This is a genomic window from Microvirga massiliensis (assembly GCF_001006805.1).
Classification (GTDB): Bacteria; Pseudomonadota; Alphaproteobacteria; order Rhizobiales; family Beijerinckiaceae; genus Microvirga; species Microvirga massiliensis.
The window spans coordinates 210,641-227,842 of the sequence record NZ_LN811363.1 but is presented as its reverse complement, the minus strand read 5'-3'; the positions used below and the strand labels follow the sequence as shown (position 1 = coordinate 227,842).

At 64.0% G+C, this 17,202-nt stretch carries 15 protein-coding genes and 1 pseudogene; 9 read left to right on the top strand and 7 right to left on the bottom strand.

The window, feature by feature from the left end:
• Window positions 1-757 precede the first annotated feature (757 nt).
• On the top strand, window positions 758-1,471 hold the full coding sequence (locus tag BN1233_RS33395) for a hypothetical protein (RefSeq protein ID WP_046868028.1): 714 nt from the start codon (window positions 758-760) through the stop codon (window positions 1,469-1,471).
• Window positions 1,472-1,662: 191 nt separating this feature from the next.
• On the opposite strand, the gene BN1233_RS33390 is transcribed toward BN1233_RS33395, so the two are convergent.
• The 4 genes from BN1233_RS33390 to BN1233_RS33375 form a co-directional block, all read right to left on the bottom strand.
• Entirely contained in the window at window positions 1,663-2,319 is a 657-nt protein-coding gene (locus BN1233_RS33390; protein ID WP_046867928.1) for a MarC family protein, read from the bottom strand.
• 410 nt (window positions 2,320-2,729) lie between these two features.
• Window positions 2,730-3,134, bottom strand: coding sequence for a hypothetical protein (locus BN1233_RS43690; RefSeq protein ID WP_048709801.1), 405 nt, complete (start codon window positions 3,132-3,134; stop codon window positions 2,730-2,732).
• 131 nt (window positions 3,135-3,265) lie between these two features.
• Window positions 3,266-3,523 (bottom strand): hypothetical protein, encoded by a 258-nt coding sequence (locus tag BN1233_RS33380; RefSeq protein ID WP_046867927.1) that lies wholly within the window; start codon window positions 3,521-3,523, stop codon window positions 3,266-3,268.
• Between the two features lie 544 nt (window positions 3,524-4,067).
• Window positions 4,068-5,243, bottom strand: coding sequence for an AI-2E family transporter (locus BN1233_RS33375; RefSeq protein WP_048709798.1), 1,176 nt, complete (start codon window positions 5,241-5,243; stop codon window positions 4,068-4,070).
• Window positions 5,244-5,550: 307 nt separating this feature from the next.
• On the opposite strand from BN1233_RS33375, the pseudogene BN1233_RS51340 reads away from it, so the two are divergent.
• A pseudogene (locus tag BN1233_RS51340) lies at window positions 5,551-6,057 on the top strand (serine protease family protein); the annotation flags it as partial.
• A 324-nt stretch (window positions 6,058-6,381) separates the two neighbouring features.
• Here BN1233_RS51340 and BN1233_RS33365 read toward each other — a convergent pair.
• On the bottom strand, window positions 6,382-8,043 hold the full coding sequence (locus BN1233_RS33365; protein ID WP_147707704.1) for an arylsulfatase: 1,662 nt from the start codon (window positions 8,041-8,043) through the stop codon (window positions 6,382-6,384).
• A gap of 101 nt (window positions 8,044-8,144) precedes the next feature.
• The gene (locus tag BN1233_RS33360) at window positions 8,145-9,068 is read right to left on the bottom strand and encodes a formylglycine-generating enzyme family protein (protein WP_046868025.1); all 924 of its coding nucleotides are present in this window, start codon (window positions 9,066-9,068) and stop codon (window positions 8,145-8,147) included.
• Window positions 9,069-9,433: 365 nt separating this feature from the next.
• On the opposite strand from BN1233_RS33360, the gene BN1233_RS43685 reads away from it, so the two are divergent.
• The 4 genes from BN1233_RS43685 (at window position 9,434) to BN1233_RS33340 (ending at window position 14,209) form a co-directional block, all read left to right on the top strand.
• A complete protein-coding gene (locus BN1233_RS43685) occupies window positions 9,434-11,134 on the top strand; it encodes a sensor histidine kinase (protein ID WP_048709794.1) in 1,701 nt (566 codons plus the stop codon).
• Window positions 11,135-11,285: 151 nt separating this feature from the next.
• Entirely contained in the window at window positions 11,286-11,927 is a 642-nt protein-coding gene (locus tag BN1233_RS33350) for a response regulator (protein WP_046867924.1), read from the top strand.
• Window positions 11,928-12,441: 514 nt separating this feature from the next.
• Window positions 12,442-13,140 carry a neuromedin U gene (locus BN1233_RS33345; RefSeq protein WP_147707694.1) on the top strand — a complete coding sequence of 233 codons (699 nt, stop codon included), beginning with the start codon at window positions 12,442-12,444 and terminating at the stop codon, window positions 13,138-13,140.
• Window positions 13,141-13,315: 175 nt separating this feature from the next.
• Window positions 13,316-14,209 (top strand): hypothetical protein, encoded by an 894-nt coding sequence (locus BN1233_RS33340; protein ID WP_046867923.1) that lies wholly within the window; start codon window positions 13,316-13,318, stop codon window positions 14,207-14,209.
• Window positions 14,210-14,336: 127 nt separating this feature from the next.
• Here BN1233_RS33340 and BN1233_RS33335 read toward each other — a convergent pair whose 3' ends face one another.
• Window positions 14,337-14,780, bottom strand: coding sequence for a hypothetical protein (locus tag BN1233_RS33335; RefSeq protein ID WP_046867922.1), 444 nt, complete (start codon window positions 14,778-14,780; stop codon window positions 14,337-14,339).
• Window positions 14,781-15,031: 251 nt separating this feature from the next.
• On the opposite strand from BN1233_RS33335, the gene BN1233_RS33330 reads away from it, so the two are divergent.
• The 3 genes from BN1233_RS33330 (at window position 15,032) to BN1233_RS33320 (ending at window position 17,007) form a co-directional block, all read left to right on the top strand.
• Complete coding sequence (locus BN1233_RS33330) at window positions 15,032-15,442, top strand: helix-turn-helix domain-containing protein (RefSeq protein WP_048709791.1); 411 nt, start codon at window positions 15,032-15,034, stop codon at window positions 15,440-15,442.
• A 194-nt stretch (window positions 15,443-15,636) separates the two neighbouring features.
• Complete coding sequence (locus BN1233_RS33325) at window positions 15,637-16,020, top strand: hypothetical protein (protein ID WP_244471000.1); 384 nt, start codon at window positions 15,637-15,639, stop codon at window positions 16,018-16,020.
• A gap of 150 nt (window positions 16,021-16,170) precedes the next feature.
• Complete coding sequence (locus tag BN1233_RS33320; protein WP_052764039.1) at window positions 16,171-17,007, top strand: LssY C-terminal domain-containing protein; 837 nt, start codon at window positions 16,171-16,173, stop codon at window positions 17,005-17,007.
• Window positions 17,008-17,202: the final 195 nt, after the last annotated feature.

The window sequence follows — 17,202 nt, the reverse complement described above, 5'->3', positions numbered from 1 at the left end:
CGCTTTTGCTTGAAGCGGCCGCCGAAATCGAGCACCTACGCGCCGCTACCGTTGGAACTGGAATTGGGATCCTGCCAGACGGCTTCGTGCTCGCTCCGAAATAGCCAACGCCCGAGATGATCGGCGCCTTCTGGCGATACAAGAGCGGCCATCACTTCCACGATGAACCGCCGCCATCCGACACAAGCGACTATGGGGCTTACCGCGCCATGATCCAAGCTGCGCTCGAAATTGGGACTGGAGTTGGGACTGGAGCGCTCCCCTCCGAATACGACTTTACCCGTGGCCTAATAAATCAGCCGCAAAATCTCGGATAGACAGCGGGCGTGTCCGCCATGCACAAACAAATAGACCCGCGCCCACGTCTGAGGTGGGCCGGGCCAATTCGCACGAGGCCATCGCCCACGTCTGCATAACCTAAGCAGGATTCTTCCGGTTGTCCCACAGCCTGTGAGGTCGCTTGGCTCCGGGAAAGCGGTGACATTCGTGGGACAGGGAGAGGGCCGGCCCATTGCTTGCCGACTCGGTATTGGCTGCTTGCTCCGCTTCAAGCACCCTTGCCCCGTGTGGCGAGTCCGGCCGTATGGAAGGGAGGCCATGATGAACTCTCTCAACCCATCGGCGGACTCCTGCTGATCCTCTACCATTCGACGCGTAGCCAGATTTGCAGCGCCACCATGACCGGCCAATCACCCTCGCACCTAAACGCGCCAACCAAGCTATTCTGGGGTCTGAGAGATACGTGGTCGAAGGTGACATGATGAGCACTCCGCACCCTCATTCAATCATCCATCGTCAGGCGCTTGATTTCTGGGTTGCACGTGGCGCCGTCCTCATGGTCGTTGTTCTTCAGCTTCTCGTCATCAACGACCTCTCCTTCGGGCCACGCTGGCTCGCTCCGACGATCGAGCTCGCTATGTTGGCGCCTCTAGCCGCTGGCACGGCGTGGACCCAAGTGCAGGTGCCGGCCGCAACAACCGACCACCACTGGCAGATCATCGAACGCCACCGCCTGCTGATCCGGCGCGTTGCGCTTCTTCTGACAGCGGTCATGAGCGTCATGAACTGCGGGGCGCTGATTGACCTTGTGCGAGCCCTGGTGCATGGCCTCTCGGCCAACGGCACGACCTTGCTGATCGATGCGCTGAACATCTGGGTGACGAACGTCATCATCTTCGCGTTGTGGTTCTGGAACATCGACCGGGGAGGACCGCCGAGAATCGGGTTCGCAAAAACCGATATCGCCGACTTCCTTTTCCCGCAAATGACCCTTAGTACCCGTGGGGCCGCGAATTGGGTGCCGGGTTTTGTCGACTACCTGTTCCTGTCGTTCACCAACGCGACGGCATTCTCCCCGACAGACACGATGCCACTGACGGGGCGGGCAAAGATTCTGATGATGGTCGAGGCAATCGTGTCCTTGCTGACCGTCGCTCTGGTCGCTGCGAGGGCAGTGAACATCCTTACCTGATGCCGTTGTGAAGCCAATGACGGGCCGACATTGACGGCCTTCAGAGCGCAGACACCACTTGTCGAGGCAGAATCCGACATGACTGCGGCCACCGCGCTCAAGTAGCGGCGCATTGCAGAAAACTCGACGTACGGAACGAAGCCTTCGAATTGTGTCGAATGCAGTGACGCAACTGTTCCGATATCAGGCTTTCAGCGTGCTGCTATAACTCCGTATTCTTGAAGGGCTTCCACCACACCGTGGAAGATGAGCGCCCCGCCCATGGTGGCCACGAAGAACCCGACGATGCGGGTAACCGCGTCGATCCCCATGGGACCAATTCGCCCGACGACATTCTCGGCATAGGCCAAGCATAGATAAGTCACGAGCATGGCTGCGAGAGTGGCGCAGGCGATAGCGAGAAAGGAGGCAAGTTCAAGCCCAGAGCTTTTCACGAGCGAGGTCATGCCAAGCATTGTCGCGATTGCCCCGGGGCCGCACATAGGCGGCATGGCGAGCGGGACAAAGGCGATGTCACCTTTTTGTCCATTCCTATTGACCGTATTTGGCGATCCATCTGCGGATGAACCCGAAAATAGCTCAAATCCGATGCGCAACAGGATGATCCCACCGACGATGCGAACCATGCTGAGAGAAACGCCGAATATTTTCAATATGAGCGTTCCGAAGACGAGAAAGAAGAACAAGAGCAATATGGCATAAAAACATGAACAACGCGCAACGTGCCGGTGTTGATCGGCATCTTCACCTTCGAGTAATTTAATAAATACAGGCAAAACCTCAAGTGGGTTGATGATCGCAAGCAACGTCGAAAACGTGCTGACGAATAACGTCAATACCTGTCGCATGACGGCTCCTGCACAAATCTAATCATCTTGCTCATGTTGTCGATCATCCAGGGGTGCCGTTGACCATCAGCGGATCGGCGAGTGCTGGATCCCGCTTAGTCGTCCACATGAACCTTAGGGCATGCGCGATCTTCGGAACAGTGCGTGCGGTATTTCAATCAGTGTTCATTCGGGGCGGGAACAGAAGTGAGCCTCTTCGGCGTTTCCCGCGTTGAGGTGACGACGCCTGAGCCGCGGCACGCCGATTGTGAGATTGATGACAGGTGAGGAGCACTTGCTCCTTCGCGAAGTCGTTACGGTACCCGAGTCGAGTTGCAGCACATTGAGCACGCTCCCCGCTTGCAGATTGGTGGCTCCCGCCCGGTTTGATGATGCGTTTGGCGTAAACAAGACCTGTACGTTTACCGCCGTCAGAACGGCTGCCAGTCGCTGAGATCGCCGATGTTGTCCGGATCGAGACCGCCGCCGAACTCCAGGCGGTTCATGTCATAGACGATGTTCTGCATGCCCCTGACGCTCTGGAATGCGCTCTCGCCTCCGACATGGACGCAGCCGCACGCTGCCGGATCGGCATAGAGATAGGTTGCTTTCCCGTTTGTGGTCTGCCGCACGAACGTGTTCGCCGGCAGGCTGTTGAGCACCGCGACCTGCTCCGGCGTGCTGGCGCGTTTGGCCACGAAGCCGGCCTTCGTGAGCGTGCCGTTCGGGGCGCCGCTTGCCGTCCCCACGGTCGACTGGCACCCCGCCAGAGCGATCGCAATGAGTGCCACAGCAACCGCGCCAACAAGCGCCATAGCCGCCAAGGATGCCTTCATCCGCTTCACCCTTTCATCAGCTTTGCCCAGATCCGAGGAGCATTGGCGGCTTGCCGCCCGCATCCTGCAGGAGCCCCTTGCGATCGGCAGAGCACGTGCCATCGGTGACCAGGACAGGAGGGGACGGTCGCTCAGCAGTCCGAGCAGATGCCGCGCAGGACCTCGCGGTCGATCACCCGGTCCTGCTCCTCCATCTGCCGGTCGGCGATGGCATCGTCCGTCGAGAACTCGTTCCGGGGTTGCGTCACCGCCTCCCGCTCGAGGGTGCTTTCCGACGGGATCGTGATCTCGCCGCCGTGCAGCGCCAGCCCGGGATCCTGAACCTGCGCCCGGCCCGGCACGGCAAGCATCAGGCCCCCGAGGGCGACGAGCAAAACGACACGGGTCATTGTTGATCCTCCTGCTTGCGAACCGCCCGCGACATGGGAAGCCCATCGGACGTTCACGGGCACGGTCCCCGGCAACGGCTTGCGACACGAGGGGCGGTCCGATCACCACCGGTCGTCGAGTCTCGCCGGTTTCCGTCTCGGCCGCTATTGGGGTTTGCCCGCAGAATGGCGGCGGCAAACCCTGATTTCCTGTCGGATCTGCCGGATCGCAACGCTTGCTCCTAGGCACTGCGGGCGCCAGCTCGGTCCGGGCTCGCTGCGGCTTCGCCAGGACCGGCGGGATCAAAGGTTCGATATGCCCGAACACGGTCCTGTTCCGGGCATCAGCGCCCGGTTTTCAGTAGAAGCAGGAACGCCGTCGGGGCACCGCTCGGCACCCGGTGCGGATGCCCTTCTCGACCTGGCAATCGATCCGGGTTCACCGCCTTTCTCCGGACGCGCCGGGTCATCCTTCGCGGAACGCGTGGCCGTAGCCTGCAAGCATCCCTCCCGCGTGGCCCGTGGAGTGACGTCGCACCCATACCGATATCCTGAAACCTGCGGATCAAGGCTCTCTTTGACCGGTCGGGACAGAAGCTCGATCGTTTGGAACAACCACCGTCCGCTGCTGCCCCGGCTTGGCGTGCTTGTCGGCAATGGGGGTGGTGAAATCGGCTGCGGACGATGCTAGCGCGGCGTCCGAGCCAACCAAGGACTTGCGCATCGCGAATCGCAGGATCACGCCCAGCGACGCCGCGAGCGGGATCGCGAGCAACAGGCCAAGGAAGCCGAACAGATATCCGAAGGCGAACAGCGCAAACATCAGCCAGACCGGATTGAGCTTGACGCGAGCCCCGATGATGCGCGGCGACAGGACATAATCGGCAAGGGTTTCGCCCATCAAGAAAATGCCGGCCACGATGCCCAGGAGCGTCCAGTCCGGCCAGAACTGGGCCGTCGCAACGCACATCGCGATGACGACGCCGACCCCTGCGCCAAGATACGGCACGAAGCTGATCAGGCCTGCCGTGATGCCGATCAGGATGGCGTGGTTGAGACCGATCACCTTGAGGGCCACGGCATAGAAGACGGCAAGGATCAAGCAGATCACGATCTGCCCGCGCACGAAGCCGGCGACCGTGTCGTGGATCTCACGCCCGAGAGCCCGGACATCCTCGCGAGACCCAGCCGGCAACCAGCCGTCGATCGTTGCGATCATCCGCTCCCAATCCGCCAGAAGATAGATGCTGACGATCGGGACCACCACCAGCAGCGAGAGCAGAGAGATCAGGGCCTCTCCGCTCGACCAGAGTGAGCGAACGGCGTCTTCGAGCCAAGCGCCGCCCATCGTTGTCGCGATCCTGCCGGAGGACTCCCCGATGTGGAGATTCTCGCCCATGATCCTGTGCAGCCAGGGTCGGCTCGTGTCGCTGATGAGAGACTGCATGCGCGCGACGTAGCGTGGGAACTGGTCGATGAAGAAGTTCAGCTCGCCGACGATAGCCGGAAGCATCACAACCACAATGGTCACGAAACCGACGACCAGCAGTAGGACCAGGGTCAAAGCGGCGAGCGAGCGATTGATCCCGATCCGCTCCAGTCCATCTACCGCCGGAACCAGCAGATAGGCGAGCGCCATCCCGATTGCGAATGGCAGCAGGATTGGGCGCAGCAGTATCAATGCCAGCAGCGCAATGACGGAGATCGTGATCCAAAAAATGGTCGGGCGTGCAACCCTCATCGGTAACCTCCCAATCCGCTCGGCCCTTGCTCCCCGATCGCATCGGCCAGGCTGGAACCGTCCCGACGGTATTCCGTTGAGAGGGCGCTCCGGATCTGTTGCGTCAGCGTCGCCTCGTTGCTCCGCAGTTCCGGACGCGCACAATGGGGAAATGCATAGATATCCCATCGCAGGTCCGGGCAACGCTGTGCGTCGCCGCCTTGGCGCTGTTGCCTTTCATACGCGACAGTAACTGGAGCCTATCTCGAGCGCACGCCCAAGCGGCCGATACGACCTGCGTCGATCCTCATCCTACACCCGTTCCGTCGTGAGCATCGCTTGGTACTTCGACAACGAGAGACTTGGGCATGCGAGCGTGGCGATCGTCGGCGAGCGGGCCACGGCTTGGTTCTACGGCTCTCCCCGGTTTCTGGTCACCGCGGCGCATTTCGCAAATGAACTTCCCGCCCAGGGCTGGCACGAGGTGGAGTTGCGCCAGGCTATCACGGACGGGGCGCCGGACGTGACAGTCAGGGCACAAGCTCGCATCGTCTACCAGGGCAATTTCGCCGAGCGCGATGGGAGAAGGACCGTATCGAGAACCCGGCATGCGGAGGATCTGGCGATCTTTGAATTGCGGGATCCGTTCCCGGGTGCCCAGGCACTCGAGATCGGGCCGGAGCCACCCTCGCAGGACGAGATCGTCCTCGACCTGGGCTATCCCGGAGGACGGCGGCATGCCGCCCGTGGTGACGTGCCCAGGATTGAGGATCCTACCGGCAAGTATGCCGGTCTCATGCTTTTCGAAGTTCAAGGGTCCAACCGCCTCCTGCTCAAGGAGGGCGCCTCGGGAGCGCCCGTGCTCGACTGCCGGCACGGCCGGGTGACGGCCGTGCTCAATGGGCTCCTGACGGGACTACCCCTCCCGTTCCTACCGCCGGAGCAGTCGGTGGTCCCGACCCCTTGGGGCGCCCCAACCAATATTGAGGTCCATCGCGAACCCAAGGCTCTGAACACGAGGGCGGCGGGCCAGCTGCCCGCCGCCATTTTGTGGCATCAGCCGTCGATCGCCGCCGGCCGCATTCCTCTTCCACACCGTCCTGGCGACGGCGGAGTCCTCGAAGGGGCGCCTGCCTCACGTGCCGCCAGGGCATGCACCCTAGTCGCCCGCGTGATTCATGTTGGCCTTCTTGACCTGCTCCAGAATCCCGCTGAGGTTGTAGCTCTCCGGTGCCTGCAGCGGCGGGAACTTCTCGTACGTGAGCAGGTGCTCCAGCCACAACTGCTGGCCGATCGGCAGCATGTTCCAGTCGTATTGGAACGAAGTCGCCGGAGCGCCCAACGCGCCGCCCAGGCTCATGGCCGATTTCTGGTCGATGCCGACCGCCTGCTCGAACGGATCGCGCTTGATGTTCTGGACGAGCGTGAAGTGGAACGGGACGAGCGGCATGATCCAGCCGGCCGGCCCGGGCTGCGACATGGTGTAGTACATCTTCCAGTTCTTGTAGCGCACGGCGGACGGCGTCGCCCCTGAGAAATAGAAGAAGTGGTCGCGCGCCGATTTTGCAGACTTGCCCTCAAGCAAGTCGCGCTGGTCGAAGCCGTCGAGCGTCGTCTTGACGATGCCGGGATACTGTCCGGCCTCGATCTGCTGTTTCAGCCCGTCGCCCTTGGGGCCCCCGGCGATGTCGACCAGCGTCGGCACCCAGTCGAGGGCGGCGAAGAGCTGATTGTATACCGTACCGGGCTTGATGACCCCCGGCCAGCGGATGACCATCGGGGCGCGGTAGCCGCCTTCCCAAGCCTCGCCCTTCTGGCCCTTGAACGGGGTGACGCCGCCATCCGGGAAGCTGATCGCCTCGGCGCCGTTGTCGGTCGTGAACACCACGATGGTGTTGTCGGCCTGACCCATGTCGTCGAGCTTCTTGAGCACATCACCGATGTTGTCATCGAGCTGCTTCATGCCGGCTTCGTTGACGCCCCAGTCCTTGCCGCCGCGCTCGCCCACCATGGCCTGGTACTTGGGCGACAGCACGGTCACGACGTGCATGCGGGCCGGGTTGTACCAGACGAAGAACGGCTTGTTAGTCTTTTTGGGGTCATTGCGGTCGAGGAAGTCGATGACGTTGGCCGAGATTTCCTCGTCCACCGTCTCCGAGCGCTCCAGCGTCAGTGGGCCCTCGTCACTGCACATCTGGTTTCGCTCGGTGCCGTCGGAGGACTTGCAGGACAGGATATTCCGCGGAGGTGTGAGACAGACCGTGGTCCTTGGATCCACGGCACCCGCCACCTCCGGAATGCCGGGAATGGGGGTATTGCGGCATGGAGGCGCGACGGTCTGCTGCGTCGCGGTCTTGTTGATGTCCGGGAAGCTTACCTGCTGCATCGCGTCGAGGTGGTAGAGGTAGCCCCAGTATTCCTGGAAGCCGTGCGCGGTCGGCAGAGCGGCGGTGTGATCGCCGAGATGGTTCTTGCCGAACTCGCCAGTGTTGTAGCCGAGATCGAGCAGGAACTTGGCGAGCGCCGGGGTACCGGGTTGGAGATAAGACGGGCTGCCCGGGAGTTGCGGCGGGATCATACCAGTGCGCAACGGATACATGCCGGTGAAGAAGGCATTGCGCCCCGAGGTGCAGCTCTGCATGGCAACGTAGTCCGTGAACATCGCGCCTTGCTGCGCGATGCGGTCGATGTTGGGCGTCTCGCCGACCATCAGACCGCGATGGTAGATGCTCGGCTGCATCCAGCCGATGTCATCGCCCATGATGAACAGGATGTTGGGTCTCTGCTGCTGTGGGGCCTGGGCGATGGCCGGAACAGACATCGCCGCCGAGACCAGGGCCGTGGCCCCGACCATTGCAGCCTTGGCGCGCCTGCAAAGGCGGGGCCTCCCGCCCACGGGCTGTGGGAACGCACGATCATGGGTCATGGGGTGCTCCTCTCCCTGGAAATGCAGCGGAAGCCGACATGGCTCATGGAGCTGTCAACCGGCTGCGGGTGGCGCGCCGCCGGTCGATAGCGGCGGCAGTAGCTCGGGGCGCACAGATGCGAGCCCCCTTTCAGCACCTTGCGGGGAATCCTCGTGTCAGGCTGGCAGGGGTCGTAGCTGTTCCCCTCGCGTGCTCCACGCGGATTCTCGGGAATGCAGCAGGCCTTCGGCGCGCCGGCCGGATGCTTGGGGGCGTACCAGTCCGACGTCCATTCCCAGACATTGCCGATCATGTCGTAGAGGCCATAGCCATTGGGCGGATATGTCATGACCGGCGAGGTCCGCTCGTAGCCGTCCAGTTTCGAGTTCTGGAACGGGAACGCCCCCTGCCAGGTGTTGGCCATGTGCCGCCCGTCCGGGGTGAACTCGTCGCCCCACGCGAACTCCGCTTGATCGAGCCCACCGCGGGCCGCGAACTCCCACTCGGCCTCGGTCGGCAGGTCCTTGCCGGCCCAGGCGGCGTAGGCCTCGGCATCCGGATACGCGACATGCACGACGGGATGATCGTCCAGCCCCTTAACCGACGAACCCGGACCAGAGGGCCGGCGCCAGTTCGCCCCGAAAATATACGCCCACCACTGTCCCCAATCGCGCAGATCCACCGGATAATTCGGCGGGCTGAAGACGAGCGAGCCGGGCTTGAGCAGATGCGGCAGAGCCCGTGGATAATCCTTCGGGTCAGGCTGCCTTTCGGCGACGGTGACGTGCCCGGTGGCGCGCACGAAGGCGCGGAACTGGCGGTTGGTGACCGGCGTCGCATCCATCCAGAAGCCGTCGACGGTGACGCGATGGACCGGCGCCTCCTCGGGATAGTGCCGGTCCGAGCCCATCCGGAATGTGCCGCCCGGGATCCAGAGCATCTGCGGGTCCGTGGGCGTCCGCCGGGCATCCGCCGGCAGGATTCCGGCAACGGCTGGCGACATGAGGGGCGCTCCCGATCACCAAGGATCGTCGAGTCTCGCCGGTCTCCGCCTCGGCCGCCATTGGGGTTTGCCCGCAAAATCGCGGCGGCAAACCCTGATTCTGCGACTGATGGGCCGCTGCCGCGATGCCTGCTTCCGGGCACTGGCTCGCTCGAGGATCGCTCCGGTGGCGCCGCCGGGCGGCACCGACATTCCGCCTGCTCGACAGCATCCCGGTCCAGGGTCTAACATGAGTTAAGCCATCGGGAGGGGGGCTTCCGAGGCCGGCGCATCCAGCCGGTATCCAGGCCTGAGGTGGCCGCATGGCTGACAGTGCCGGTCAGCGGGTCCCGGTTCGAGGTGACCCGCTCCGCCTCAGGCGGCGCGTCGCCCTGCCCTTCGCGGGAGTGGTCCTGGCCGCGTGCATCGTCGCGGCGGCACTGCTGCTCTCCAATGCCCGGAACGAACGCCAAGCCATCCGCGATCGTGCCTTGAGCACGGCATTCACCCTCTCCTTCGGCTTCGACCAGGAGGTGGCCGCCGGCAATGCCCTGCTACGGGGCCTGTCCTCATCGCCTGCCCTAAAGTCCAGCGACGTAAAGGCCTTCTACGATCAGCTCAAGGCGACGCCGATCCCTGATGGGTCCTGGTTGATCCTTCAGGATCTGGACGGGCAGGTCGTCAATACGCTCCGGCCCTTCGGCGCGCCGCTCCCCCGGCACAGGGACTTCCCGACCTATCCGGACGCCCTAAACCGGGTTCGCGAGCGCGGCTGGACGGTGTCGGGCCGCATGGCGAGCCTCGTGAAGCCCGGAACGACGGTCATCGCGCTCAGCCTCAGAATCAACCATGACGATGGCACGATGAAGGGCTTCCTCACCACCGTGCTCTCGCAGGACCGCCTCGGCACCATCCTAAGAAGCCAGAAGGTCCCTGAAGGATGGATGAAGGGACTCTACGATCGCAGGCTCCAGCCGATCGTTACTACAAGGGGAGCGGAGACGTCGTCGCACATTCCGATGCCGGGCACCCTTGCGGCACGCCTCACCGCCGGCAACCCGAACGAGATGGTCGAGGGATCGATCGGGGGTGTCGACGAGCGCGGGGTTCCGGTCCGGGTCGCGTACCGGAGTTCCGGGGCGACGAACTGGACGAGCGTAGTCGCGGTACCGCTCGCCCTCGTCAATGCGCCTGTCACGGGCGTCCTGCGGCAGATGGCATGGCCGGCGGCCTTCCTCCTCCTCGCCGGCGGGCTCGCGGCCCTGTTCATGACTCGCCAGGTCGAGCGGCCCCTGAGGACGCTGGCGTACCTGGTGACCCAGGCCAGAGGCGAGGTCACCCAACTCTCGGAGCAACTGCTCGCCTTGCAGGAGGAGGAACGCCAGCGCATCGCGCGGGAATTGCACGACTCCACCGCCCAGAGCCTCGTCGCGGCCAATCTCGGGCTGGCGCGCCTCGAAAGGGAGGTCCAGCAGGGCCCGGCTGCCCGCAAGACATTCGCCCAGATCGAGGCCCTGCTCGACCGGGCCCTCCAGGAGCTTCGCGTCTTCACCTACCTGCTCCACCCGCCGAACCTCGCCGAGGATGGGCTGAAGGCAACGCTGGAGGAGTTCATCGACGGGTTTGCGGGACGCACGGGGCTGCGGGCCCGGATCCGGATTTCCGACCGGGTCGACGACACTCCGCCGGAGGTCCAGCGCGCCATGCTCCGGGTGGTGCAGGAGGCGCTGGCCAATGTGCATCGCCATGCCGGGGCCGCGGAAGTGTCGGTCGGGGCGAAGCTGGCCGGCGGGCGATTGGTCGTGCGGGTCCGCGACGACGGCCGGGGCCTCGAGAGGCCTGCGGGCCACGGTTCCGGCGAACGGACCCGGATGGGCGTCGGCATCCCCGGCATGCGCGCCCGGTTGCGGCAGTTCGATGGCGATCTGCGGATCAGGTCCGGTCCCCGGGGCACGTTCCTGCTGGCCCATGTCCCGCTGCCGGACGCGGCAAGGCGAGCAGCCTCAATCTCGCTTGCGGCCTGATGTTCCCGGGCGTCCGAGATGATTTTCAGGGTTTGACGCGGCCACTTTCAGGGTTTCGCGCCGGTTCGCCGGACAGGCACCTGCTGTATCCTGCCGGAGGCCGAGGCCAGGCCGGCGCCGATGCGCGCGCCTGCACCCGAAGGGGCCCGCGATGACCCGCATCCTGATCGCCGACGATCACGACGTAGTCCGGTCCGGGGTGCGGGCGATCCTGGAGGGCCAGGCAGGCTGGGAGGTGGTCGGGGAAGCGGAGGACGGCAAGGCCGCCATTGACCTGGCGCTGGCGACCCGTCCGGATGTCGTGGTGCTCGACTATGCCCTGCCGCTCGTGAACGGGATCGAGGCGACCCGCCAGATCCGCACCCGCGTGCCCGGCGCCGAGGTGCTGATCTTCACGATGCACGACACCGCGACCCTGGTGCGCGAAGTCCTGGAGGCCGGCGCGCGAGGCTTCCTGCTGAAATCCGACGCCAAGCGGTTCCTGGTGGCGGCGGTCGAGAGCCTGGCCGACCACAAACCGTTCTTCACCAGCAAGGTCTCGGAGGCGCTCCTCGAGAGCTTCCTGGCGCAGGGCTCCGGGGCGACGGCGTCGCTGCTGACCTCCCGCGAGACGGCGGTGGTGCAGCTCATCGCCGAGGGGCACACCAACAAGAGGATCGCGGAAGTCCTCAGCCTCAGCCTGAAGACCGTCGAGACCCATCGCGCCACCGCGATGCGCAAGCTCAACCTCGACACGACCGCCGCCCTGATCCGCTACGCGATCCGCAACAAGCTCGTGGAAGGCGATTGCTGAGGATTGCGGACTTCAAACCTGCCTCATGCGCATGACAGGAGGATCGCGGGGATGCAGGCGACGTCACCATGGCGGTCGCGGCATCCAAGCCGATTGTCTGTCATTTTCGGCAGGCCATCCCGTCGGCGGCTCATTGGGCCTCGGCGGCTGGCGCCAACCCCGCGCACGGATCCCGTAGGACCTTCATCGGCACAGGAACCCTCGTCACTCTGGGGGCGCCTGCGAGCCTCCTGCTGACCACACCCGTAGGTCGATCTCGCGCGGGTCTCACCGTGAGACCGGATCGACACATCCTCCTGAGAGTGGACCGGTCGTTGCGCATGGGCGCGATCCTTCGGAAGGACGCGGATTCCTCGTCGACCGCCAGGGCAGTCGGAGGCCCGGGAGAACGACCCAGTGTCCCAAGGGCAACACTGGGCGTCCGGCTGACCGGAGCCGCCAATCCCTGTCTGGTGAGTGGGGCGGGAATCTGCTTGATTGATCGTGGGCACACTGGGGACGTCGGGGGACCCCTATGGATGAGAGGCGAGCGATCTGCGGGCTGTCGGCGCTGCGGTTGGCCGTTGTCGTCCTGGGATCGTTGGCCGGCATGGCGGCCCTCGCACAGGCGGAACGACAGGCTGAACGGGGGCAAGACGTGGGCGATCTCGCCAAGGCGGCGCAGAACCCGATCGCCGACATGATCAGCCTGCCCTTCCAGAACAACTTCAATTTCAACGTCGGCCCGCACAAGCAGCTACAGAATATCCTGAACATCCAGCCTGTTGTTCCGATCTCGCTCAACCAGGACTGGAACCTGATCACCCGCTGGATCGCGCCGGTGATTGCGCAGCCGCCCTTGACGATCACGGGCGACCGCGAGTTCGGCCTCGGCGACATCAATCCGAGCTTCTTCTTCTCGCCAAAGCAGCCGACGCACGGCATCATTTGGGGCGTCGGCCCGACCTTCGTGTTTCCGACCGGAACCAACAAGACGCTCACGCAGGGCAAGTACTCGATGGGGCCGACTTTCGTGGCGCTCACGATCCAAGGCCCGTGGGTAGTCGGTGCCCTCGTCAACAACGTCTGGTCCTTCACGGGCAAGAGCAATCGCCCCGACGTCAATCAGATGTTGTTGCAGCCGTTCGTGAACTACAACTTCCCGGGCGGCTGGTATCTGACGTCGTCGCCAATCATCACCGCAAACTGGGAAGGTGGTCATGGTGATCGCTGAACCGTTCCGGTTGGCGGCGGCTTCGGGCGGGTGATCAAGATCGGTCGCCAGCCCGTGAACATGCAACTCGCTGCCTACTACAACGTCGCGACGCCGACCGGCGGCGCCGACTGACAGCTCAGGGCCCAGGTGCAGTTCCTGTTCCCGAAGTAAGCCAACGATGGAAAATGGAACGATGCACGCAGTCGTACACCGGTTTTTTCGCGCTGTCTTGGCACCGCTCGCACTCGTGCTCGGAACCGCGGGAGCCGCGCTGGCCGCGGACCTGGCACCTGCTCCGGAGGCAACGCCGGTCGTGGCCCCGTCCGGGTGGACCTTTCGCTTCGTCCCCTACGCCTGGCTCCCCGCGCTGAACGGCACCGAGACGATCCGGGGACGCAGTGCCAAGGTCAATGCGAGCTTCATCGACATCGTCGAGAAGAGCGATTCAATCGTGGCCCTGATGGGTGACTTCGAGGCGCGCTACGGCCGGTTCGCACTCTACGGCGATGCGGTCTGGATGAAGCTCGGCGTCGATCGCAGCAACATCCGGAGCCGGACACCAGCGCCGGGGATATCCACTACCGTCGCACGGGGCCTCAACCTCGACATCGAGATAGCCATCATCGAGTTCGGGGCGTCCTACGAGGTCGCGCGCTCCGGGCCGCTGGCCTTGGATGTCCGTGGCGGTGGACGCTATTGGTACCAGAACGCGGATCTTTCGTTCGATGTCGCCTTCACGGCCGACATCGGCGACCTGGAGATCGTCGGGGCGCGGGCCATTGCCGCCTCCGGCTCGGTCGACTGGCTCGACCCGGTGATCGGCGCCCAGTTGCGCTACGCCGTGGCTCCGGGCCACGAGCTGTTCCTGCGCGGCGACATCGGCGGCTTCGGGGTTGGGAGCAACTTTTCCTGGCAAGCCACCGGCGGTTACGGCTTTGACCTCGGGACGTATCGGGGCGTCAGCTTCTCGGGCGTCATCGGCTACCGCGCGCTCTCCGTCGACTACACGCAGGGCGAGGGCCGGCGGCGCTACGAGTTCGACATGCTGGTGCACGGCCCGATCCTCGGGCTCAGCATGCGGTTCTGATGCGTGGCGAGCCGATTGACGGGTCATACGCACGACGACGTGGCGCTGGCCGATCAGGATCGTCCTCGAGAGGACGATCCTTGCACCTCTCGGAGACCTGATCCGAGAAAGGGAACAGCATTTGGCCTCAACGGATCACGCGCATGACCCGCCGGGATTGGGGATCCATCACGACGATCTTCTGGTCGGGCGAGATGAAGTAGCTGTAGCGGGTACTTGATTGCAGGCCGCGGATCGAGACGCTCTCCATGTTCCCCGTGTCGATCCAGTCCGGCACCTCGCTCCCGCGCCTGAGTTTGATACCACTGGGCTGCACATAACGTGGCCCGATGCTGTGAAGATCGTCGGCCGGCACCATCAGCCATCCATTCTGGGTATAGCCCATGGGTGTCACGCCAGGCGGGAGCGCGGCCGGGTTCACGGCATAGCCGAGAGATGGGATGCCGCCCGGAGGTGTGGCCGGGCTGACGCGTAATGTCAGCGGCTGCGCGATGGCCATGGACGAGAATATGACGACAGGTGCCGCAGCCAGAGCTGTCAGCCATTTCGAGGAGTTTGTCTGAATGCGCATCTGACTCTCCTTGCTGTCACGAAACGGGATGTACGATCCTTTCCCGCATCCCGTGTCAGTATGGGCAGAAGAGTGCGCAGTGCTTGATCGAGTGAGACATTCGCTTGACCTTTTCGGCCAACTGGTCGCCACAATAGCCACAACAGAAAAACGACAGGTTCCGCAGCCTGCCTACATGCCGAGCCCGAATATCGGGTAATTCTCCAAGCCCCTGTGTGCTTCGACCAGGAGATCGATGCCCTCATCTTCCGGTGCGCTGGCTCGAGCACTGCATCGCAGGCTCAGATCCGATCCTCTGCCGGGTGTTCGAGGGCTGCATCTGGGAGCGCAAGGCCGCCCTGGAGAAAGACTTGAAGGAGAGCCTGCGCCGCGTGCTGCGCGCCGAGATCCCGGCGACCCGGTACTCGGCCACATCGGCTGCGGGCCGCTTTGCCGTGCAGCCCCGGCTACCGAGTCGGCGTCTGCACGCCGATGGCGCAGGCTTCCAGAGCCTTGTCGCCGAGGCTCGCTGCGAGATCGCACGCCAGTTGCGGGCCCAGACCAAGATCTCTCTCAGCCTGGTCGCGGCCGTGCTGAAATACTCGGAGCCGAGCGCCTTCACGCGCTGGTCCGAACAGCCTCCCTCCGCATGGAGAGCAAGCCATGTCCGGACCAGCGCGTGAAGGTCGAGACCGGGCACCGGTTGCGACGGCGCCGTTGATGGTCGGACGCATTATGCGACGGTGATATCAGGGAAGGTCAAGCGATTGTCCACTTCGGTCAAGCACGTCCATACCATGAGGCTATCATGGCGAATGCATTGCCGCGTCCGGGATCGGCAGTGCCGGCGCGCCCGGACTCTCACGGAGGCAAGACAATGCAGTCTCAGAGCTCAAAGCACGTCCGACCGGGGTGGGCTGCCCTACCTCCCATGATGTTCATGGCCTTAGCGGCCCTTGTGCCGACATCCGTTCGCGCCGGGCCGTGCTCGGCCGAGATCGACCGTCTTCAGGCCGCGGTCGACGCCCGGATCGACACCACCGCCGGCACCGGACGAATGACGCGTGAAAGCACGGCGGCGATGGAGCACCATCAGCCGACGCCAGGCTCCATCGCCCAGGCTGAGGAAATCCTTGGGGAAGGTTCGGACTACGAGCAGATTCTTGCAGCTCTGACGCAGGCGCGGCAGGCCGATCAGGCCGGCGATGCGACCTCCTGCGAGCGGGCTCTCGGAACGGCCCGCAGCGCGCTGGGCCGCTAGCACGGACGCCTCTCGATCCTCTTCCTCGGTCCGGGGCCTCTGAATTTACCCCGTTCGGAGGCCGCCGGACGGAGTGTCTCTTGGCCTTGGGCCTGACGCGGTCACTGCGCTGCCGAAGCAAGCACTGGCTCCCCTTGCGGGGTTCACGTGATGAAAACACGTCATCGACACGCGATCCTGGTTCCCTCATGGCTCCGCAAGGGCCTGATCGTCGCCGCTGCCCTTCTCGGAGCCTATGCTCTGTTGGCCTATGTGGCGCTGCCCTCGGTGTGGACCCACTACGAGCACCAGCGCGGCCTTCAAGGCCGGCCCATGGTGACGCACACGGAGCAGGGCATTCCAGGAGATCCGCTCAACGTCGGCCTTGTCGGATCGAAGGAGGATGTCGTGCGCGCCATGCATGCGGCAGGCTGGTATCCGGCTGATCCGATCACGCTGCGGAGCAGTCTTGAAATCGTCGACAGCGTGCTTCTCGATCGGCCCTATCGCGATGCGCCGGTGAGTCCCCTCTTCTACCAGGGCCGGCGCGAGGACCTCGCCTACGAGAGGCCCGTCGGCTCGAGCGCCGACCAGCGTCATCATGTGCGCTTCTGGAGAGTGCTGGAGAGTGGTCAGGAGGGCCGGCCCGTCTGGCTCGGATCGGTGACGTTCGATCGCGGTGTTGGTGTGAGCCGGTACACCGGTCAGGTCACTCATCACATCGCGCCGGACATCGATGCCGAACGCGACGGCTTGATCAACGACCTTGTCCAGGCCGGGATGGTGGCGACGCGCTATCAGGTGTCCGGGATTGGCCCGACATTGAACGGCCGAAACGGCGAGGACGATCCCTACTTCACTGATGGTGAGATCTGGATGGCCGTTCTCGTGGTGGCGGGAGATAAGCGCACGCAGCCCCCGGCCGTGCTGGTTAGTCCCCCGCTCGTCAGGGCAAAGAACGGCGTCTGGAACATCGTGATGGGGACCTGGAGGAACGCTTCGAAATGACTGTCGTGAACACGATTGTCCGAAAATGTTCAGCGGCAGTCTTCGGAGGTCGAGCAGGTCCGTAGCGATCGGATAGGATTCACTTCAGGAGGCCTCTCGATTCCGCAACTCCTGACTGAGATCTTCATGAACTCAGCCCAGTCAGGCTCGTCCCGACCGGGCGCTTTTGCGATCCTGCGGTCAACAAGGAGGACG